The following is a 21,180-nucleotide window of genomic DNA, read 5'->3' as shown; positions in this document are numbered from 1 at the left end:
TTTAGAGTAATTCTTTTTTCAGATAAGCCAGTGCTGTACTGATTCGCTTTTCTACAGTTTTGATGCTAATGTTCAAGTTTTCCGCTATTTCGTGATACTTTAAACCCTCGTTACGATTCATCAGAAATGTTACACGCTGATTCTCCGGCATATCGGTTAAAGCTCTTGCATAAGAGGATTTTAATTCTTCGAACTGTACCATTTCTTCGGGAGATGCATCATAATCCTGCTCTATGGTCATACTCTGTTCAAAATTAAGCTGGGTTTGTTCCTTGCGATAATTCGATATAGCCATATCATTCGCCATCTTATAAAGTAAGCTTTTAATATCGCTAACTTCAAACTGCTTGTGTTTTTCCCATATCTTCATAAAGACCTCCTGTGTTATATCAGATGCGGTTTCTGTATCTCCGCATCTGTAATAGACAAAGTTTCTGATCGTATCGAAATAGTTGTCAAACAGTTTTTGAAATTCTGTTTTGCTTATCACTTCAATGATATCTTTTTATTTATGTACCGCTTGAAAAAGAAATTACCCTACCAAGATATTCGTTTTTCTGAGTTATCTTATCTATATCAGTTGTTTTTTAGTGGATATGAGCAAACTATCCTTTAAGCTATAAGCTTATCAAAAGAGCCAGAATTACGATAGAATATTTATTGGAATGTTCATACTTAAATCTATTATTTACAATATACCGTATGAGAATCTATAATCAACTCATAATTTGTACTTCTGCCACCTTGTGCTTCTTTGCGAAGTATTCCTTTATCCATCAAATCTTGTATATCCCGTATAGCTGTATCCTGTGAAGTCTTTGCCATTTTAGCCCATTTGGAAGATGTCAGTTTCCCGTCAAATCCGTCCAACAGCTTATTTAACATGAAGCGTTGCCGATCATTCAACGAAGTCTGACTATGTTTCTCCCAAAATTTAGCCTTAACCAAAACAGAATCTAATACTTCCCCGCTATTTATGAGTGCATTTTCGAGGCAAGATAAGAACCATACCAGCCAATTGGTTATATCACTTGTTCCTCGCTGAGTCTTTTCAAGTATCTCATAATACTTTTTACGTTCGGTAAGTATCTGGCTCGACATACTGTAAAAACGTTGAGGACTTCCGTCACTTCGAGCAAGTTGCATATCTGTTATGGCACGTGCGATACGTCCGTTCCCATCGTCAAAAGGATGGACTGTTACAAACCAGAAGTGAGCGATAGCCGCTTTAAGTACCGGATCTGTTTCCGATGTATTATTAAACCATTCCAAGAATGTATTCATTTCAGATTCTACCTGATTTGCTTCAGGTGCTTCGTAATGGATCTTTTCTTTACCCATTGCGCCGGAAACAACTTGCATATCTCCATTTCTGTATTTACCAACTTCTATTTTATACATGCCACTGTAACCTGTTGGAAAAAGAGCAGCATGCCAACCGAATAATCTTTTTGTTGTTATGGATTGCATATAATTTTGTGTTGCATCAAGCATCATTTCCACAACACCATCTACATCTCGTGGAGAATCAACCAACCCCGATACCTCTAAACCCAATTTTCGGGCAATAGACGAACGCACCTGATCTTTATTCAATATTTCTCCCTCTATTTCTGTCGACTTTAACACATCCAAAGTGAGTGTAGAAAGTACGGCTTCTTCTTTCAATTTAAAGCCTAAATTCTCCATTTGCCCCAATAAACGCCCTTGCAAATGCCTGACATTAGCTAACAATGTAAGCAGCTTGTTATTATCCCAAGTGAAGTTAGTCCAATTTTTATGTTGATGTATATACATAATCTCGCTTTTTATTCTACGCAATATTTGCGATAAATATACAAATTTTTCTTCGCATGAGAAATTTTCTTCGCATATTTTGCAAAATAAAGGTTACAACTAACGAGATTATCGAACAACAATCATTTAATTCTATGATATATAGATAATTATAAAAATAGTCTGAAAAAATAGTTCTTATTCTCAATAAATATAGTATATTTGTAATGAGTAAGTTATGTGTGGACAAGAGCGTCCAATACTAAGCCAAAATGTGATATTTTGAAATGTCCTACAGTGTTCACCTTTACAGAAATTGGTAGGACAAATATTTGATATGTAGCTATTTAACTAAGAGATAATGGATTCCGTCCATACCGCCAAAGAGAAAGCTAATAGTCTTTAATACAGATTGTTAGCTTTTTTTGTTTTTCTATATCGCACAGTATTTACACACTTTTAGAAATAATATCGTCGAATGCCCAAGAACGCTATCGAATCCAAATCAAAGATGTGGAACCTGTGGCATGGCTGTCATAAGCTGAGTACAGGTTGCCAGCACTGCTACGTCTACCGAGGCGATTCGAAGCGCGGTATTGACAGCAGCATTGTTACCAAAACCAAGAGCTTCGATCTGCCCATTCAAAAGAAACGAGGAGGCGAATACAAGATTCCTTCCGGTTCGCTGGTCTATACCTGTTTCACTTCCGACTTCTTTCTGGAAGATGCCGATGAATGGCGTACCGAAGCATGGAAAATGATACGCATTAGAAGCGATTTGCGATTTATGATGATTACCAAACGTATCGATCGTCTGACTCAATCTCTACCCGAAGATTGGGGTGATGGATATGAGAATGTAACCATCTGTTGCACTGTTGAGAATCAAGACCGCGCCGATTATCGCCTGCCTATTTACAAAAACGCTCCAATAAAACACAAGATCATTATCTGTGAACCACTTTTGGAACGAATAGATTTAAGTTCGTATGATATTGGTTCGTGGGTAGAACAAGTCGTTGTAGGTGGAGAATCGGGCTATAACGCCCGTCCCTGCAATTTTGATTGGATAATGGAACTCCATAATTTATGCGTAGAACAGAATGTTTCATTCTGGTTCAAACAGACCGGAGGCAAGCTTATCAAAGATGGTAAACTGTATAATATAAGCCGACGATTGCAACATGCACAGGCTCGCAAAGCGGGGATTAACTTCAATGCTTGAAGAAATACAAAAAAAAATATTACTTTTACGGTCTATGTATAAAACAAAGAAGGAGTCCGTGAAGTAAATAACCTTTGGCAAAGTCTTGTCAGGGTTATCCCTCAATTCATACTCAGGCATATTCTTGCCCAAGTTATTTTCGTATTTTACAATCAAAACAATTGCATATTTGTGGCGTATACACAGCTACCTGCACATATGCGTGCTAAAAAACAATGAAATGATAAATTTGAATAATATACAGATAAGAGAAACAAACACAAACGACTTCAAGGACATAATAACTGTCGAGAAACAAGCCTTTGGCTATGATAAAGAAGCTCAATTAGTAGCCGATCTATTAGCTGATAAAACCGCAGAACCCATGCTTTCGTTACTCGCTTTTTATCAGGATGAAGCTATTGGGCATATCCTTTTTACCAGAGCCTATTTTGATAATCAGGAAACACAACCGATGATGCACACTCTCGCCCCTTTAGCTGTCAAACCCGAATACCAAAGACAGGGTATTGGTGGAATGCTGATACAAGCGGGCATAGAGGCACTGCGAAAAAAGAGTTCAAACCTTGTGTTTGTATTGGGACACAAAGAGTACTATCCGAAATATGGTTTCCTGCCAAATGCGACTCGGTTGGGTTATCCGGCTCCTTATCCGATTGCTGAAGAATACAGTGATTATTGGATGGTTCAGGCAATCAGTCCGAAAGGATTTGAGATAGGCAAAGGAAAGATCCGGTGTTGCGATGAATTGAACAAACCTGAGCATTGGAGGAATGATGAATCGGATAGATAATAATACAATAATCAGAGGGATTCGTCCCTCTGAATTTCCTTTAACTATTCTCTTCTCCCTTATGGCTTAAAAACTATTCCCCGGTAAGATTGTTTTACCAATAACATCTTATAGAATACGATATGGAATACGATAAAACGGTAATGCCTGTTTTGTTTATTGGGCATGGAACGCCTACAAACGCTATTGAGGATAATTTATTCTCAAGAGAATGGAAAAGGATGGGAGAAATATTGCCCTGTCCCAAAGCCATACTCTGCATCTCTGCTCACTGGGAAACTGAAGTGCCTATGGTTACGGCGATGGATAAACCTAAAACTATCCACGATTTCGGAGGCTTTCCTGAAGAATTATATCGGCAACAATATCCTGCTCCGGGTTCACCACGGTTGACAGATATGCTTCGGGATAAAGTAAAAATGTATGAGATAGAAAAAGATTACCGATGGGGATTGGATCATGGCACATGGTCGTTTCTAAAACACATGTACCCGGATGCTGATATTCCGGTAGTACAACTAAGTATTGATTATTCCCAAGATATGCAATACCACTATAACTTGGGGAAAGAATTGTCGTTTCTCCGCCGCAAAGGTGTGTTGATTGCCGGAAGCGGCAACATGGTACACAATCTGCGCCTTGCTCATCCCAACGAACCATTACACCTCTGTAATGTCGATTTTCTGCAAGTTCAATATTCTTCGAAAAATCAAGTAATAGAGAATCTATGGCAGGGGTTATATCAAACGGAATCTCCAAAATATTCATTGGCGTATCATCAAGCCAAACACAAAAATTTTCTTTATAATCAACAGCATAAAATAACAGTGGAATTTGCCTACCTATCGTATCACTTTTAATGGTATATTCGATAATATATTTAGCTGTCCGGAAATGCTCGTCAATTTGTATACAAATATTTTCGTGCAGAATATCGACATGCCTGCTCGAAAAAGGACTGCTAACCTTTGTTCCATCAACGTATGGCGAAGCCATATTTGCGTTTACAGTATTTCCTGCAAAAAGTAATGTTAAGTAAAGAATTAACCTTGTAAATATTTTCATTGTATTTTATGCTTTTTCTAATTTACCAATTCATTATTACACCTTCATTTTCTTCGCATTTATAAGTCTATATTTTTCTGTAATATTAGTTTTATTTCAAAATAACTATATTAACACATAGCGTATTCAAAAAAAACAAAACCACTAATTTTCAGACACATACATAAACAACCACATTCGAAATTACGAAAAAACATTGAAAACATTACAATATATAGAAAATCGGATGATTTTTTTGAATCAAAAAAACCGATGAATATAAATCCATCGGTTCGTCGAATATTTTAATATAAACCCTGTCAAGCTATTTTAGGGTGCAACATAAGTATCTTTAGATTCCCATCCGGAAATCGGAAACACTCTTTTGCTCCAAATGAAGCTCTTCAAAAGTACTGCTACTTCCTTTATCTTGCGGACATTGGGTACTAATACCCATCCAGATTTTAGCCGGATAGTTATTTTGATACACACGTACCATCTGCCAGTTTTTATTATCGAGAGAATAATAAGATGCTATTGTATTTGTGTCCGAGGAAATCTTCATATAAATAAAAGGTTGTTCAACTATATCGTGGTTGTTATCATCCGATGTTCCTATGGTTCGTACAGTTACTACACGATGTTTACCGCGTTCATCTTGCTCAAAGCATAGTTTCTGCCAAAAATTATCGTGTACATAAATATATAACACCCCTGCATTGTATAGTCCTGTTTCGGTAAACTCAGGTGTTACCTTTGCTGTTAAGGTAAAAGGTTTGGTATTATCTACTTCCGACAATAAGATAGGGGCTGTTCTATTCGACAATTTATTGTCTGGATCAGCAAAATAATCGGTTTTTTCTCCAGTAGTAAATATCACCTTGTTATTCTCTTCAATAGATATAAGCGAAGCTGCATTATTTATTGACTTGGTAAAATTAATTCCGCTAATGTTTACATTGCAGTCAACACCACTTATTTGTGCCGAATCAGCATTAATAGCTTTTTCTGGTTCCGGCAAATTTGCGTTTTTATTTGTACAACTATTGAATAATAACATTCCAAATATCGACAAAATAATAATGTTTCTCTTTTTCATCTTTACTGTTTTTTTATATGTATTAAATAAATATTTGCGATTTCAACCACGGCTTTTCATCTTGGTGCCAATATGGATAGTTTTTAGGCGTTTTACTTACCTCATCAAGGCGTTCGATTTGCCCTTCTGTCAGATTCCAGCCAACGGCTCCTAAATTTTGTTTCAGTTGCTCTTCATTACTAGCTCCGATTACCAAACTGCATACAGTAGGACGTTGCAGTAACCAGTTCAACGCTACCTGAGCCACAGTCTTCCCTACTTCGCCTGCAATTTCGTCAAGCACATCCATAATATCATACAATCTGTTGTACGAGACTACGTTATCAGGAACCGGAGCACCACCACGAGCTACCCTTCCATCCTTGGGCACTGGATTATTTCTACGATAACGTCCACCCAATCTTCCGGCAGCCAAAGGGCTCCATACAAATGTGCCAACTTGTTGGTCAAGACCTAGAGTCATTAATTCCCATTCAAATTCACGGTTGAGTAAAGAGTAATACACTTGATGGGCAACATATTGATTCCATCCTTGTTTTTCTGATATCGAAAGAGATTTCATCAAATGCCATCCCGAAAAGTTAGAACATCCTATATAACGAATTTTACCACTGCTTACTAAATCGTCCAAAGCCCGCAACGTTTCTTCAACCGGAGTGTTTGCATCAAATCCGTGCATATAATACATATCTATATGATCTGTATTCAATCGTTTTAAGCTGGCTTCGCAGGCATTTATAATATGCCAACGCGAACTTCCCATATCATTCCGGCTTTCACTCATCGGGAAAGTTGCTTTTGTTGAGATAAGCAATTTATTTCGTTTTCCGTTGATTGCTTTTCCGAGTATTTCTTCGGAATAACCTATTGAATAAATATCCGCCGTATCGAACATATTCAGTCCGGCATCCAAACAAATATCTACCATCCTTGTTGCTTCTGCTACATCTGTATTTCCCCAACCTTCAAAACCATTGGTTCCACCAAATGTACCAGTACCTAACGTTAACGAAGGAACAAATAACCCTGACCCATTTAATTTTCTGTATTCCATCTTTTTTTTGATTTTGAGTTTATATTATTAACAATAGAACCGATACAAAAGTCATAATTATCGTAAAATATCTGAATCCTTTTTCCGGAAGCTTCTTTACCAATTTAATGCCCGATATTCCTCCAACAACAACAAAAGGAATAGCCAAGGAGCCTAATATTAAAGAGGAAGTGTTTATATTGTTCCAAACAATAACCTGAACAGGCATTTTTAAATAATTTATAACAAGAAAAAACCATGCATTAGTTCCAACAAAGCTATATTTAGGCAGTTTCATAGATAGAAGATATATAGCTAAAACCGGACCGGCAGCATTGCCTATCATTGTTGTAAAACCTCCCAATATACCAAACGATGGAGCATACCACCAATGAGCGGATATATTATTCTCCTTTCCCTTCAATTCAGCCCAAAGCATAAACAAAAAAACTACCAGTAAGCAAATACCCATCAATTGTTTAAACTCTTCGGGTGGAATTACCTTATCAACTAATAAGGCAATACTAACCCCTATCAAAGCCGATGGTAATAATTTGAATATATATTTCCATTCGGCTATTCTTCTGTAATAAAGTACAGCCATCAAATCAGCAAAGCATAAGATTGGAAGCATAATTCCTGTGGAAGGTTTTGCACCAAAAATCATAGCCATCAAAGGAATAGACAGCAAACTAACACCCTGTATGCCCGTTTTGGACATACCGATGAACAAAGCAGCCATAAAAAATATCAACCAATCAGAAGGCGAGAGCATCCATATCGAAAAATCCATTTCCCTGTTATTTGAATATTCAAATAAATACAAACTCAGCTATTAAACTAGCATCCAGAATTATATAAAATTATTGTTCGACAAAGTTAGAGGAACTATTTCTTATTAAACTCTATTTTATTTGCAGTATACTTTCTTATATTTGCAATAAATAAAAAATCAATCTATGGCTATTTTAGAACGAAAAATCATCCATAGCATGAGCACCTTGTGTAGCCATGTACCCTATCCGCAGTTTGTATTACCCCGTCATAAACATCCCGAGTTTGAAATAATGGTTTTTAACCAAGGTAGTGGAAAACAGTTTGTAGGAGAAGGTGTTGCCGATTATAGCCAAGGCGATTTAGCCCTGATAGGCAGCAATGTTCCTCATCTTCATTTATGCAATACCAAACTAAATGATTCGCCGGAAACCGAAATAAGCGGAGGAGACACTTTACAATTTCTACCTGAAATTTTTCCCCTGAACATGGAAAATCTTCCTGACTATCGGGATATCTGCGAATTGCTATATAAAAGCCAGTATGGAATACGGTTCTACGACAAAGAACTTTATTTTAAGATAAAGCAAATGATTCGGGAAATAAATGGGTTGGAATTTACTGCACGGTTAATCCACTTATTCCGTATTTTAGAAAAACTATCACTATGTAAAAAAACAAAATTACTATCCCATACAGCTTATAATAGCTCTAATATTATTGACGAGGTAAACGATCCCATCAATAAAGTTTATACTTATCTGTTTAATCATTTTAAAGACAAAATTACATTAAAGGATATTGCAGACTATGTAAACCTGAATCCATCGGCACTTTGCCGTTCTTTTAAACAGAAAACAGACAAGAGTATATTTCAGTGTCTTGCCGAAATCCGGATTGAACATGCTTGTAGGCTGCTCTCTTACTCCAATCTGACAGTATCTCAAATCGCTTATGAATCAGGCTATAATAATATTCCTTATTTCATTAAACAGTTTTACACTATAACCAATCGAAATCCAAAGGAATACAGAGAACAGATTAACACTTGATTCGAAAGTTTTTTTTGAACTGCAGGTAAAACACTTATGTTTGTAACTTGAAAACAGGAAATAAAACCCAACTGGTACTGCCCGACAAAGAAAAAGACCCGTGGGTAACACACGGTAATGCCTATGAATCGGTTTTTATTAAAGATAAACAAAGCAGATATTATATTCTTAGTTCCACAGAGGACAAGTCTTGTGAATTTAAAATAAAAGCAGAATAATTAAATAAACAGATAATGAAAACATCCTCCATATTAAACAGCATAATTGTACTGTTATTACTAATTACATGTAACGCTTTTCGGATACAGGCACAAGAGAAACAATATCGCATTAGTCCCAAAGCTTTAGATATTGGAGTTTACGATTATAGTAAAGTAAAAAAATGCCCCTATAAAATTTATTACGCAGAAGAAGCCGATGAAAAATTCAATGAAAGATTGATGTCTGACGAAAGGCTTAGAAATTTTAAGCCTTTCGCTGAATATATTACTATCGTTCAGGAAGATGATTCGACAATTTACGTCAGAGAACAAGAGGCATACGAATATTGTCCCGAATTGGAGTATGTGATGATAACAGGCGGACACGGATTTGTGTCGGCATACGATTTAAGAACTTCAGAAGAAATTTTCGTCAATCCTTCAAGTTACGTCTATTCCCCTTCGGGTAAATACCGATTCGGTACTTTTGAATATGATGGAATGAACTATTATATCGAGGTAAAAGAGGGTAATAAATACGTACCATACGGCATTGATCAGATGAATACCGACTTGACGGGGGTGTACTGGGTTGATGATAACACAATACACTACCTTAGTGAAAAAGAGCGAGCCGATGGCTCAAAGTATCATATAGGCTATTCTACAAAGTTTTACAGATCAACAGGAGAAAATATTCCGCTTGAAGGCATTCAGGCTGAAAATGAAGTAAAAACAATGGATAACAGTATCAACTGGAAAAACCGCAGTAAGGTTTTTTATACAACATGGAAGGGCGAAGACGGCAAAGGCTATCATGTTTCCAAAACAAGACGAATATTTATCGTTGACGATCAGGTATTTATACGAGAATTTATTCACGGCGATTCACGTATGTACAAAATACAGGAATTAAATTATCAAGGAGATTCTGTTATTACGGCTATGATCGATTTCGATTACATGGCTTTTGCACAATATCCCGACGTATTGGCTGGTCGTCAAACTCTCGATTGGAAAGAGATGCACAACCCAGGAAAATCGATAAAAAAAATCGTCCTAACAAAAGATAAATCAACTTTACTCTGGTCTATCAATACCGAAGATTTTGCGTCAGACTCCTCCTTGTGGATCGATAGCTACGATATACTTCCGTCGGGACACTATTATCAAAACCAACGCACAACACCGCATAATCCGGATAATGAAAACTTTTTGCCTATTGAAAAACCTCTCTTTTCCGGCAAGTATGAATTGGATGAAGAACCCATAGAAATTGATTTGAATACGAAGACGTATAAAACAATGGAGCACCCTTACGAGGGAACATGGCTACATATTAGCAAGACAGATATCGGCGATGTGGTGTACGATTATCCTGCACGACACGATGAAAGCAACAGTTATGACCGCCTTATAATCAAGATTAAAGGCGATGTTATTGCGGTCAGGTATCTAAACTCTATGAGTATGACAGATTCGATAAAATTTGATCGGGTATTGTTTTACCCAAACAGTGGATCATACCGCTTCTATCCTTGGGCCGAAATGTGTTACGAATTTAAATGGATTGACAAAAAGAAACACATCTGCCAATGGACAATATATCACATAAACTGGAACACAAGACACACTAGCATCTGGGGGCAAAGAACTTACATAAACAAAGCTTACAATAACCTGCCCGTAATTACCTACGATTGGGAATAGTAAAATGAAAGAATAGTCTTGACATGTATGAGAAATAAAAATTTATACGTAGCCATAATCATACTCATCCCAATATTCATTGTTTCGGTAATGGGATTTATGCAGGGTACATGGTTCGATGCTGAAAACCTAATGGAACGCCCCGACATAGAAGTATATGTAAAACCGAAGTGGCAGTACATCGTGTATTTTAGCACATTACTCGCATTGCTTTGCCTGCAAGCCTTGTTTATAAGGTTATATTTACGGCGTTCAGGTAGCCGTTACAAGTATGCTTTTGTCATAACGGCAGCCACCGTTACTATTTTGTTGTGCATCATCGAAACATACATGATAAATTAAAAAATAACGAAGTCAACAAAAGACACCCGATATAGAAACTATCAACTAATCGTCTTTTTTAACAACATTCCGGGCTACCTCTATCTTGTACTTTTTGCCTTTCATTTTTTCATCTCTGATATTAGATAAAAGAGTTTTCACTACAGATAAACGAACGGCAACAAAGGAGATAAAATCCTTAACTTCTATCAACCCAATATCCGCTTTATCCAATTTTCCTTTTTGCAAAAAGAAGCCAACAATATCGCTTTTATTCAGTTTGTTTTTCTTACCGCCACTCACATAAATCGTTTGGTATTCGGGGCGTTTCGGTAACGGACTACCCGTTTTTACAGAATATAACTCTAAAGATTGAGAAATGTATTCCGGAGTTTTGTCTCCCTTATATAATAAAACATATGCCGTACCGGATGCATGCATACGAGCCGTACGACCATTGCGATGAACAAATTCGCTTTCCTTGGCCGGAAGATGATAGTGAATTACATGTTTCATCTCAGGAATATCCAAACCTCTGGCCGCCAAATCGGTTGTAACCAAATAATTGAGGCTGCCATTTCTGAACTGAATAAGTATTCTTTCCCTGTCATCCTGATCCATACCTCCATGATAATATCCTGAATATATCCCTTTTTTATTTAACAAGTCACTGATACGTTCTGCTACCTCTCTATGGTTACAGAAAATAAGTGCAGGCTCGGATTTGAAAGAGCATATAAGCTGAAATAAAGATTCTATCTTGTCTTTTTCAGGAGACAAAACAAGTTTGATTGAAAGAGTATCACTTTTTTCTTCTTGTATGTAATCAAGAACTATAGGTGATTCCATCTTAATAAAATCAGGAATTTCAACATCGGATGTTGCCGAAAGTAAAACTTTTTTTTGTAAACTGGGCAATCGATCGATAATCGTATTCATATCTTCCTGAAAGCCCAATTGCAACGACTTGTCAAACTCGTCCAACACCAATACTTTTATGGAATGGGTATCAAAAGATTTTCGTTCCAGATGATCTGTTAATCGTCCGGGAGTTCCGATAAGCAAAGCAGGAGGGTTACTAAGATTTTTTAGTTCTGTATCAATAGAATGTCCTCCATAACAAACATTCACTTTGAATTTAGTCCCCATCTTTTTCCAAACCTGTTCTATTTGAAGAGCCAATTCGCGCGATGGTACAATAACCAAACATTGTACAGTTTTTATATCCTCTTTCAGCAACTGAAGGATAGGCAATAAATAAGCAAGAGTTTTCCCCGAACCTGTTGGGGATAAAAGCATTGTATCTTGGTTGTCGACTATTGTTTTTTGTGCAGCAATTTGCATCTGGTTCAATATATCAATACCCAGATTAGATAATATAGTAGCTGTTTGATTTTCTGTTTTCATCTGACAAAGGTAACATATTATATCTTAGCCATCTACTTTGTCTTTTTTCTTTGCAAATTTTACTTACTATTTTCGCTATAGTCTTCAACTATTTTCTTTTACTAACAGCAGATGGTCCCCGCTTAGGTTTTGGTTTATTAGCTGCTACTTTTTGTTTACCAACCCTCAACCCACTCGCCGGTTTTCCTTTTGCTTTCGGCTTTTGTTTTCGAATTGGGCTATCACTTTGTTCTTCCGATACTTGTCTGGGTTTTTCGGTTTTTTTTGTAAATTTTGAAACACTGCTCGCTTTACGATAATTCTTTTTCAGATCTTCTTTTTCCAGAGCCTTATTTATTCTCTTATTGCTGTTGGGATCTTTCTTCGACTGCACTGTGCTTTCCGAATCTTCCAACATATCAAATAACCCCTCCAATTCCGTTTCGGTAAGGTTGCGCCAGTTTCCTTGTCCAAGGTTATTTAATTTGATATTCATTATCTGAATGCGCTCCAATTTTACCACCTCATAATCAAAATATTCGCACATACGCCTGATCTGTCTGTTTAAACCCTGAATAAGTGATATTTGAAACACATAAGGGTTTATTTCAACAATTTCGCATTTACGGGTAACCCTGTCTAAAATAGGAACCCCGTTAGCCATACGGGTTAAAAACTCTTTTGTTATGGGTTTATTTACTTTAACTAAATAATCTTTCTTATGATTATTACCAGCTCTCAGTATCTTATTTACAATATCACCATCATTAGTCAGTAAAATTAAGCCTTGCGAGTCTTTATCTAAACGTCCTATAGGAAATATACGTTGTTCATGCCTGATAAAATTGATAATATTATCCTTCTCCTGAGGGTCTGTAGTACTCACAATACCTACAGGCTTGTTAAAGGCAATGTATACAGGCTCGATGTTATTTATAATGAGTTCGCCATTTACTCTCACTTTTTGTCCGGGAAGAACGCGCATCCCTACCGATGCTCGTTTTCCGTTAACCGTAACTTTGCCTTCTTCGATAAATCTATCCGCATCGCGACGGGAACAAAAGCCTGAACTACTGATATATTTATTTAACCTATATTCCATTTTCTGTCTTTATTAAAATAACAATGAATACAAATGTACGACGAAAACACTTTTTACCAAATTATTACCAGAAAACAAAGTATTTATTACTTTCTATCTTCCAACAAACTATAAATTCTCGATTCGCATGCATTTTTATATGCCGGACGAATTATACGCCGTTGATTAAAATTCAATTCCTCGTTACGATGCGCACACCATCCAACGATACGAGCCATAGCAAATAACGGAGTATAAATATCCTGAGGTAAGCCTAGCATATCATATACAAATCCTGAATAAAAATCGACATTTGCACATACCTGTTTACCCGAAGCCTTACCCTTAAATTCCATAAAGTTATGTATAGCCCTTTCTTCAAGCAAACACATAAAATTGAATTCTTCTTCCCTACCTTTTTCTAAGGCCAAATCGCGCGCCATTTTTTTTAGTAACATGGCTCGAGGGTCCGATATTGTATAAATAGCATGTCCTATACCATATATTTTACCGGTTTTATTATATGCCTCCTTACGAAGAATTTTTTGTAGAATATCGTCTATTTCGGAAACACTGGTCCAATCCTTTATAGTTTTTTTCAAATATCTAAGCATATCGCCAACCCTAAGATTTGCGCCTCCGTGCAAATGACCTTTCAAGGCATTTATACCCGAAGATATTGACGCATAAGTATCTGTTCCGGCCGAACTTGTAACCCTCACTGTAAACGTAGAGTTATTACCTCCACCATGGTCGGCATGAACCATAAGTGCCAAGTCGAGTATTTTTACATCTAACTCGGTATAATTTTGCCCTTTAATCATGTAAAGAAAATTCTCGGCCAACGATAAGCCCGGTTTTGGGTGGCGAATATGAAGCGATTTACCTCTGTTATGCCTTAATGCATTATAAGCATACGCAATAATAGTAGGGAAAGTTGCAATTAGATTTATCGATTGCTTTATCAGATTCTCCTCCGAGGTATCGTCAGGATTCTCATCAAAAGTATATAACTCTAATACGCAACGTGCTAAGATATTCATAATATCCTGACCTTCAAGATCGAGAATATGCATCGTAATTTTAGAATTCAGATCCATTGTCTGGCTCAGAATCTTAGAAAATTCGTCCAATTCTTCTTTTGTAGGCAATTCTCCTGCCAAAATAAGGTATGCAACTTCTTCGAATCCCAACCTGTTCTCCTGTTGTACGGCTTTTACCATATCCTCAATATCAATACCACGATATAGTAACCTTCCGGGAATAGCTCTGGTAGTTCCATCCTCGTTACGTTCGTAACCTACAACATCTCCCACTTTGGTTAAACCAACAACAACCCCTGTATGATCTTCGTTACGAAGCCCGCGTTTTACGTTGTGCTTTTTAAACAATTCGGGATCTATCTGGGTATTATCCCTTATTGTTTCCGATATTTTACCTATCAAATTTTCCATAATACAACCTCATTTTTGTTTGTTATAAATTCTCTGCCAGTAATAAGGTAAATTCCGATGTCGAATAACTTTGTCCGTTATCCATAAAGCGAGCAAGATCGGCTGTTGCTTTTCCTGCACCATACAATTTACAAAGGGCGTTTGTTATTAGTTCCGCAGCTTCTGCCCATCCCATATATTCCAGCATCATTACAGCTGACAATATAACAGACGATGGATTTACAATATTTTTACCTGCAATATCGGGAGCCGTACCATGAGTGGCTTCGAATATTGCATGACCTGTTTTATAATTTATGTTTGCACCCGGGGCAATGCCGATACCTCCAACCATAGCAGCTAACTGATCGGAAATATAGTCGCCATTCAGATTCAATGTTGCTATCACCGAATACTCGGCTGGTTTCAACAGCGTATTTTGAAGAAAAGCATCGGCTATTACATCTTTAATTATAAGCTTTCTGTTTTTCTTGGCTTCATTCAAGTGCTTATTGGCTGTATCTTCGCCCTGTTCTTTTTTTATTCTGTCCCATTGCAGCATGGTAAAAACTTTATCGCCATACTCTCGCTCAGCTAGAGTATACCCCCATAATTTGAAACCACCCTCGGTAAACTTCATAATATTACCTTTATGAACAATGGTTACCGATGGCAGATTATTTTCTAATGCATAATCGATAGCAGCCCGCACCAAACGCTCTGTACCCTCAACAGATACGGGTTTTATACCAAACGATGAAGTTTCGGGAAAACGGACTTTTTTCACCCCCATTTCGGTTCGAAGAAAATCAAAGATTTTTTTAGCTTCGGGTGTTCCCTGCATCCATTCTATTCCGGCATAAATATCCTCGGTATTCTCTCGGAATATAGTCATATTCACTTTATCGGGAGTCTTTATTGGCGATTCAACACCTTCGAACCAACGCACAGGACGAACACATGCGTACAAATCCAAATCCTGACGCAACGCAACATTCAAGGAACGGATTCCTCCTCCCACGGGAGTAGTAAGAGGACCTTTTATTCCGACTAAATATTCGCGAAAAGCAGCCATAGTTTCATCGGGTAACCACGCTCCTGTCTTATTAAAAGCCTTTTCGCCTGCAAGTACTTCAATCCAGTTTATTTCGCGTGTTCCACCGTATGCCTTTTCCACAGCTTTATCTAAGACGGGCTGTACATTTTTCCAAATTTCCTGCCCTACTCCATCCCCTTCGATAAATGGTATTGTTGGATTATTAGGGACATTTAATTCGCCGTTTTGTATTGTAATTTTTTGTTGCATATGCTATTATTCTTTTTATATCCTGTTAATACATTGATATTTACTATCAGATATTTCGCTTTGCATGAATCAAAACTATTCTTTGTCCTTTATGATTTATTCGCCGTTCCATTTTATAAGGAGTGAAACCATAATCTTCGTACAATAACAAAGCAGATGTATTATCTGAAAAACAAGATAAATGAATTTCTTTTGCTTTATAAATCTCTTCCAATTTCAGCGACATGATTTCCAGAATATACTTACCAATTCCTTTATTTCTATAATCGGGATGAACAATAACATTTCCAACAAACCCAAGTTTTTCATTCTCTATATGATATAAATTAGCATACCCTGCAATTTTACTGTCATACATAAACACGGTAGGCTCCAGTCGTTCTTTAGCACATTCCTTCAATTTTTCTGCAGTTAAAGGATATTGTGCTTTAGGAAACATATTAAACAATTCATCTTCGTTCTGTGGAAAACAGCAAATCAATTCAAAATCATTTTCTTCTATATCCCTGAAACTATATTTCATTTATCCCCGTTTCATATAGTTAAGAGCACTTCCGGCTTTAAACCACTCAATCTGTAAATCGTTATAAGTATGAGTTACGTCGAACGATTCGATAGTTCCATCGCTATGATTCAATTGAACAGTAAGGTTTTTACCGGGTCGGAAATCCGTTAACCCAAGTATGCTTAATTTATCATCCTCACGTATTTTATCATAATCATTCTTATCGACAAACGTAAGGGCTAACATACCCTGCTTTTTCAGATTAGTTTCGTGAATACGAGCGAACGATTTAACGACAATAGCTTTCACGTTCAGAAAACGGGGTTCCATAGCAGCATGTTCACGAGACGAACCCTCTCCGTAATTTTCTTCCGCAACAACTATCGAGCCTATATTTTCTGCTTTAAACTTGCGGGCAAGTTGGGGCACAGCTATATATTCGCCCGTTTTGACATCCAATACCGAATTTGTTTTATCGTTAAAAGCATTCGCTGCACCAATCAACATATTATCCGATATATTATCCAGATGTCCGCGAAAACGCAGCCAAGGCCCGGCCATCGATATATGATCGGTTGTACATTTTCCTTTAGCTTTTATCAATAAAGGTTGTTGTTCTATATCTTTTCCGTTCCATCGAGCAAAAGGTTGCAAAACCTGTAAGCGTTGCGAATCGGGGGCAATCTTCACTTCTATTCCACTACCATCTGCAACCGGTTCAATATATCCAAGATCCTCAACACCAAATCCTTTTGCTGGAAGCTGCTGCCCTTCCGGTTCTTTTAACATCACATCTTCGCCTTTAGCATTCTGCAATGTATCCGTCATCGGATTGAAACAAAGGTCGCCTGCAATAGTCAGAGCCGCCACAATTTCGGGCGAAGTTACAAACGCATGCGTGTTAGGATTACCATCGTTACGTTTTGCAAAGTTGCGGTTAAAGGATGTCACAATGGAATTTGGACGATCGGGATTATCTGTGTCACGTTTCCACTGACCAATACAAGGTCCGCAGGCATTTGCCATAATTGTAGCACCCGCATCTTCAAACACCTGTAGTATTCCATCACGTTCCGATGTATACCGTACTTGCTCCGAACCCGGATTTATAATAAACTGAGCCTTTACCGATACTCCTTTTTCTTTAGCATCTTCAACTATCGAAGCTGCACGGGTCATATCTTCGTACGATGAGTTTGTGCACGATCCGATGAGCCCCACTTCCATTTGGCGAGGATATCCTTTTTCTTTCACCACTTTTGCAAACTCCGAGATAGGGTACGCTGCATCAGGCGTAAACGGACCGTTTACATATGGCTCTAACTCCGAAAGATTTATTTCTATAACCCTGTCGTAATATTTTTCAGGATTTGCTACAACCTCAGCATCAGCCTTTAGATAAGCCGATATCTTATTTGCCATTTCGGCAACATCTTTACGCCCTGTTGCAGCAAGGTATTCTGCCGATTTTTTGTCATACGGAAATATCGATGTGGTTGCACCCACTTCGGCACCCATATTGCAAATAGTAGCTTTACCGGTTGCCGATATAGACTTTGTGCCTTCTCCGAAATATTCTATAATCGAATTTGTTCCTCCTTTAACTGTCAATATACCAGCTAGCTTTAATATAACATCTTTTGACGATGTCCAACCCGACATACGTCCGGTAAGCTTAACACCTATTAGTTTTGGCATCTTCAGTTCCCAAGGCATACCGGCCATAACATCTACAGCATCGGCTCCACCTACACCAATGGCAACCATACCCAAACCTCCGGCGTTAGGTGTATGCGAATCTGTCCCAATCATCATACCTCCCGGAAACGCATAATTTTCTAATACTACCTGATGGATAATACCCGCCCCCGGTTTCCAGAAACCAATTCCGTACTTATTAGAAACTTCGCTTAAAAAATCATATACTTCTTTATTCGTTACTTCTGCCGTATGTAAATCTTCCTTAGCCGATTTGTAGGCTTGAATCAAATGGTCGCAATGTACTGTGCTTGGCACTGCAACCTTAGTTCGCCCCGAAGTCATAAATTGCAATAATGCCATTTGTGCAGTTGCATCCTGCATAGCAACCCTGTCGGGCGAAAAGTTAACGTATGCTTCTCCCCTTTCGTAATCGGAAAGCTTTTCACCTCCCGATAGGTGTACATACAATATTTTTTCGGCAAGAGTCAGTGGCTTTTGCAAGGCTTTTCTGGCTTCGTTCACTTTTTCCGGAAACGACCGATACAGCGTTTCAATCATTTTAACATCAAAAGTCATATATTAATTTCTTTTAGTTACTATTTTTATAGAATACGTTTCTGTTTGCAAAGATAATAAGAATTAGCAACTTTAATAGGCAAGTTTAAAATATGCACCTTATTTGATTCGCTAAATACTCAAACATTGTTTGAAGTTTTTAATTATACTATTTCTTTTTCAATGTATTTTTTTTGTAGTAATACCGTACCAGAAAAAGAAAATAAGAAGAAAATATTAATAGCGAAACCGCCCTTATATAGTCCGAAGTATTGGTTTTATTTATTATAATGAGTACAACATTAAGCAAAACACCTATTGTTGACAAAACAAACATTATAAGACTAAACCTGTACATATTAACGCATTAAATATACCAACTCACGTTACCGATTATTACTTTATCTTCCTATAAAAGTAATAAAAATATGTTTGGGAACATATTTATTGATAATAAAAAAGCAAAAACACGTCTTTAACAAGCCCTACTTATTTATTTGTAAAATAATAGACTCTTGTTTCGTACCTGTCATAAATCAGCTCCAATTTTCCGTTAGATTTTAGTAAATCGAATAGAGGTTCAATGCCTTTATATTCGTCGTACATGTTAGATGTAAGAATATAGGTCGGCTGATTTGACAGTATATAATCAGCATCATCTTTACTCTTTTCTTCCGTAAAAGAAGTTTTTCCAAATCTCACATTTTTGTCATCGAAAAAAGTATCTCTGTTTTCCTTGAATTTTGTTTTGTAATAAAAACTTGGAACACTATAATAGTACAAATACAAACTTTCGTTGCTCTTTATTCTCCCCGAAATATAATCTAATGCCAGATTTGTTTCGCCCATAGGCATATATGCACTATCGCGTGTCCGATATTTAACAATTCCGTCAGTCATAAATAAAAGCATAACAGAGAAAGCAATTACCAGAACATATTTTTTCTTATTCCCCCACGACAATAGCATGTTGAGATAATAAAACAAAAGAACGGCTAACAATGGGTACACAAACAGGAAAAGTCTGTTTTTCATCGGATAAAAGCCCAAGTATGAAGCTATAAGAGATATAATAATACCAATATAAATAACACTAACATACCTGTTCCTATCTTTTATCAGGTTTATGATAAATCCGATACCTCCGGCAAGAAAAAGCACAGGGCCATTAATTAAACCCATTGGGTATACAATTCCACGCAAAAGAATAAACTGATTTTTTAGCTCCTGAACACTTAGCGGTAAAAAGTTGAATTTAGCATTTTTCCAATATTCGCCCATGTCTCCCGCATCAATCACAGGCTTTAGCCAATAGGCATAATAAGCGACAAAACTTACTAATGCGAAAATTCCTACAACAATGCTGTTTTTAACTCTGCTATACTCCTTCCTTATTAAACCTGTTACAAATTCGAAAATAATGATACCCGATATAAAGAAACATGCCGGATTTGAGTTCCATATAACAATGGCATAAATTAAGGATAAAACATAAACATTTATCTTTTTCCCACAATAAAAATAATAGCACAGGATAACTAATAACACAGAAAAACAATCGCTCATATACGGCTTAAACTCAACAGAATACCAGATTAAATATGAAAGATTTGCAATAAATGCCGTACCTAAAAGCGGAAATCGGACAGGTAATATTTTAGTTAAAAACTTATAGCTTATAAATATAAGTAGAAGATAGGAGATAAAAGACCACAACCGAAGCGTAATCTCCGTATTTCCAAACAACAGAGTTATAGCCTTAACTATATAAAGATAAACAACTGGTGCAGATTGCATATATTCGAAAGCTGATGAAGTAAGACCAATAAAAGGCCTTTCGCTAAACGAATATGCCAATGCCGCTTCGTCGAGCCACAAGCTTCGTCCAACCATAAGCATCGAAAAACCTGTGTAAATGGCAGCTACTATAACAAGAAGAAATAAAATATTCAATATAGTGTACTGAATAGGATATTTTTGCGGATATAGCAAACTTCGAAAACTATAAATATCTTGTTCTTTATTAAGCATATCTTAAAAGCAAAAAGCTTCTTTGTTGTTGTTTATATTGTTACCCTAATTTTACAAAAGTATAAAAAATAGTCTAACGAGGTAAATACACTTATAAGTACCCGTTATTTTTGAAAAGCAAGCTCTACCCTATTTATCCCCTACAAACATCTATT

General features: G+C 36.9%; 18 protein-coding genes. 6 read left to right on the top strand and 12 right to left on the bottom strand.

Features of this window, described 5'->3' with window-relative positions:
• Position 1 precedes the first annotated feature (1 nt).
• Both D0T53_RS11810 and D0T53_RS11805 read right to left on the bottom strand, forming a co-directional pair.
• Entirely contained in the window at positions 2-490 is a 489-nt protein-coding gene (locus D0T53_RS11810; RefSeq protein WP_163268149.1) for an RNA polymerase sigma-70 factor, read from the bottom strand.
• A 194-nt stretch (positions 491-684) separates the two neighbouring features.
• On the bottom strand, positions 685-1,797 hold the full coding sequence (locus tag D0T53_RS11805) for a Fic family protein (RefSeq protein ID WP_163268147.1): 1,113 nt from the start codon (positions 1,795-1,797) through the stop codon (positions 685-687).
• A gap of 457 nt (positions 1,798-2,254) precedes the next feature.
• On the opposite strand from D0T53_RS11805, the gene D0T53_RS11800 reads away from it, so the two are divergent.
• The 3 genes from D0T53_RS11800 to ygiD all read left to right on the top strand — a co-directional run bounded on the left by D0T53_RS11800 (position 2,255) and on the right by ygiD (position 4,654).
• A complete protein-coding gene (locus tag D0T53_RS11800; RefSeq protein WP_163268145.1) occupies positions 2,255-3,001 on the top strand; it encodes a DUF5131 family protein in 747 nt (248 codons plus the stop codon).
• 220 nt (positions 3,002-3,221) lie between these two features.
• Positions 3,222-3,794: a GNAT family N-acetyltransferase gene (locus D0T53_RS11795; protein WP_185152999.1), complete on the top strand. Its 573-nt coding sequence runs from the start codon at positions 3,222-3,224 to the stop codon at positions 3,792-3,794.
• A gap of 122 nt (positions 3,795-3,916) precedes the next feature.
• Complete coding sequence (ygiD, locus tag D0T53_RS11790; protein ID WP_163268143.1) at positions 3,917-4,654, top strand: 4,5-DOPA dioxygenase extradiol; 738 nt, start codon at positions 3,917-3,919, stop codon at positions 4,652-4,654.
• Between the two features lie 536 nt (positions 4,655-5,190).
• Here ygiD and D0T53_RS11785 read toward each other — a convergent pair.
• From D0T53_RS11785 to D0T53_RS11775, 3 genes are read right to left on the bottom strand one after another with little or no spacing between them, the layout of a single operon-like run.
• Positions 5,191-5,937, bottom strand: a complete 747-nt coding sequence (locus D0T53_RS11785; protein WP_163268141.1) for a DUF1349 domain-containing protein — start codon at positions 5,935-5,937, stop codon at positions 5,191-5,193.
• A 22-nt stretch (positions 5,938-5,959) separates the two neighbouring features.
• Complete coding sequence (locus D0T53_RS11780; protein WP_163268139.1) at positions 5,960-6,991, bottom strand: aldo/keto reductase; 1,032 nt, start codon at positions 6,989-6,991, stop codon at positions 5,960-5,962.
• Between the two features lie 19 nt (positions 6,992-7,010).
• Positions 7,011-7,763: a sulfite exporter TauE/SafE family protein gene (locus tag D0T53_RS11775; protein ID WP_163268137.1), complete on the bottom strand. Its 753-nt coding sequence runs from the start codon at positions 7,761-7,763 to the stop codon at positions 7,011-7,013.
• A 166-nt stretch (positions 7,764-7,929) separates the two neighbouring features.
• Here D0T53_RS11775 and D0T53_RS11770 point away from each other — a divergent pair, with 166 nt between their 5' ends.
• From D0T53_RS11770 to D0T53_RS11760, 3 genes are all read left to right on the top strand, one after another.
• On the top strand, positions 7,930-8,796 hold the full coding sequence (locus tag D0T53_RS11770) for an AraC family transcriptional regulator (protein ID WP_163268135.1): 867 nt from the start codon (positions 7,930-7,932) through the stop codon (positions 8,794-8,796).
• Between the two features lie 233 nt (positions 8,797-9,029).
• The gene (locus D0T53_RS11765; RefSeq protein ID WP_163268133.1) at positions 9,030-10,706 is read left to right on the top strand and encodes a hypothetical protein; all 1,677 of its coding nucleotides are present in this window, start codon (positions 9,030-9,032) and stop codon (positions 10,704-10,706) included.
• 27 nt (positions 10,707-10,733) lie between these two features.
• A complete protein-coding gene (locus tag D0T53_RS11760) occupies positions 10,734-11,048 on the top strand; it encodes a hypothetical protein (protein WP_163268131.1) in 315 nt (104 codons plus the stop codon).
• A 45-nt stretch (positions 11,049-11,093) separates the two neighbouring features.
• On the opposite strand, the gene D0T53_RS11755 is transcribed toward D0T53_RS11760, so the two are convergent.
• The 7 genes from D0T53_RS11755 to D0T53_RS11725 all read right to left on the bottom strand — a co-directional run bounded on the left by D0T53_RS11755 (position 11,094) and on the right by D0T53_RS11725 (position 21,025).
• Positions 11,094-12,434, bottom strand: coding sequence for a DEAD/DEAH box helicase (locus tag D0T53_RS11755; protein ID WP_163268128.1), 1,341 nt, complete (start codon positions 12,432-12,434; stop codon positions 11,094-11,096).
• 88 nt (positions 12,435-12,522) lie between these two features.
• Complete coding sequence (gene rluF / locus D0T53_RS11750; RefSeq protein ID WP_163268126.1) at positions 12,523-13,515, bottom strand: 23S rRNA pseudouridine(2604) synthase RluF; 993 nt, start codon at positions 13,513-13,515, stop codon at positions 12,523-12,525.
• Between the two features lie 86 nt (positions 13,516-13,601).
• On the bottom strand, positions 13,602-14,948 hold the full coding sequence (locus D0T53_RS11745) for a citrate synthase (protein ID WP_163268124.1): 1,347 nt from the start codon (positions 14,946-14,948) through the stop codon (positions 13,602-13,604).
• A gap of 22 nt (positions 14,949-14,970) precedes the next feature.
• Positions 14,971-16,233 (bottom strand): NADP-dependent isocitrate dehydrogenase, encoded by a 1,263-nt coding sequence (gene icd, locus D0T53_RS11740; RefSeq protein ID WP_163268122.1) that lies wholly within the window; start codon positions 16,231-16,233, stop codon positions 14,971-14,973.
• Between the two features lie 46 nt (positions 16,234-16,279).
• Positions 16,280-16,756 carry an N-acetyltransferase gene (locus D0T53_RS11735; protein WP_163268120.1) on the bottom strand — a complete coding sequence of 159 codons (477 nt, stop codon included), beginning with the start codon at positions 16,754-16,756 and terminating at the stop codon, positions 16,280-16,282.
• Complete coding sequence (locus D0T53_RS11730; protein WP_163268117.1) at positions 16,757-19,015, bottom strand: aconitate hydratase; 2,259 nt, start codon at positions 19,013-19,015, stop codon at positions 16,757-16,759. It lies immediately after the preceding gene.
• Positions 19,016-19,483: 468 nt separating this feature from the next.
• On the bottom strand, positions 19,484-21,025 hold the full coding sequence (locus D0T53_RS11725) for a hypothetical protein (protein ID WP_163268115.1): 1,542 nt from the start codon (positions 21,023-21,025) through the stop codon (positions 19,484-19,486).
• Positions 21,026-21,180: the final 155 nt, after the last annotated feature.

The organism is Dysgonomonas sp. 216, assembly GCF_010501065.1.
Taxonomy (GTDB): Bacteria; Bacteroidota; Bacteroidia; order Bacteroidales; family Dysgonomonadaceae; genus QVMM01.
Note: the sequence above shows the minus strand (reverse complement) of the source record. Positions and strands in the feature narration are given on the sequence as shown.

Coding starts and splice junctions, on each gene's coding strand:
- D0T53_RS11800 (WP_163268145.1), top strand. CDS start 2,255: ATGCCCAAGAACGCTATCGAATCCAAATCAAAGATGTGGAACCTGTGG.
- D0T53_RS11785 (WP_163268141.1), bottom strand. CDS start 5,937: ATGAAAAAGAGAAACATTATTATTTTGTCGATATTTGGAATGTTATTA.
- D0T53_RS11725 (WP_163268115.1), bottom strand. CDS start 21,025: ATGCTTAATAAAGAACAAGATATTTATAGTTTTCGAAGTTTGCTATAT.
- D0T53_RS11760 (WP_163268131.1), top strand. CDS start 10,734: ATGAGAAATAAAAATTTATACGTAGCCATAATCATACTCATCCCAATA.
- D0T53_RS11770 (WP_163268135.1), top strand. CDS start 7,930: ATGGCTATTTTAGAACGAAAAATCATCCATAGCATGAGCACCTTGTGT.
- D0T53_RS11795 (WP_185152999.1), top strand. CDS start 3,222: ATGATAAATTTGAATAATATACAGATAAGAGAAACAAACACAAACGAC.
- D0T53_RS11730 (WP_163268117.1), bottom strand. CDS start 19,015: ATGACTTTTGATGTTAAAATGATTGAAACGCTGTATCGGTCGTTTCCG.
- D0T53_RS11755 (WP_163268128.1), bottom strand. CDS start 12,434: ATGAAAACAGAAAATCAAACAGCTACTATATTATCTAATCTGGGTATT.
- D0T53_RS11775 (WP_163268137.1), bottom strand. CDS start 7,763: ATGGATTTTTCGATATGGATGCTCTCGCCTTCTGATTGGTTGATATTT.
- ygiD (WP_163268143.1), top strand. CDS start 3,917: ATGGAATACGATAAAACGGTAATGCCTGTTTTGTTTATTGGGCATGGA.
- D0T53_RS11805 (WP_163268147.1), bottom strand. CDS start 1,797: ATGTATATACATCAACATAAAAATTGGACTAACTTCACTTGGGATAAT.
- icd (WP_163268122.1), bottom strand. CDS start 16,233: ATGCAACAAAAAATTACAATACAAAACGGCGAATTAAATGTCCCTAAT.
- D0T53_RS11780 (WP_163268139.1), bottom strand. CDS start 6,991: ATGGAATACAGAAAATTAAATGGGTCAGGGTTATTTGTTCCTTCGTTA.
- rluF (WP_163268126.1), bottom strand. CDS start 13,515: ATGGAATATAGGTTAAATAAATATATCAGTAGTTCAGGCTTTTGTTCC.
- D0T53_RS11745 (WP_163268124.1), bottom strand. CDS start 14,948: ATGGAAAATTTGATAGGTAAAATATCGGAAACAATAAGGGATAATACC.
- D0T53_RS11735 (WP_163268120.1), bottom strand. CDS start 16,756: ATGAAATATAGTTTCAGGGATATAGAAGAAAATGATTTTGAATTGATT.
- D0T53_RS11765 (WP_163268133.1), top strand. CDS start 9,030: ATGAAAACATCCTCCATATTAAACAGCATAATTGTACTGTTATTACTA.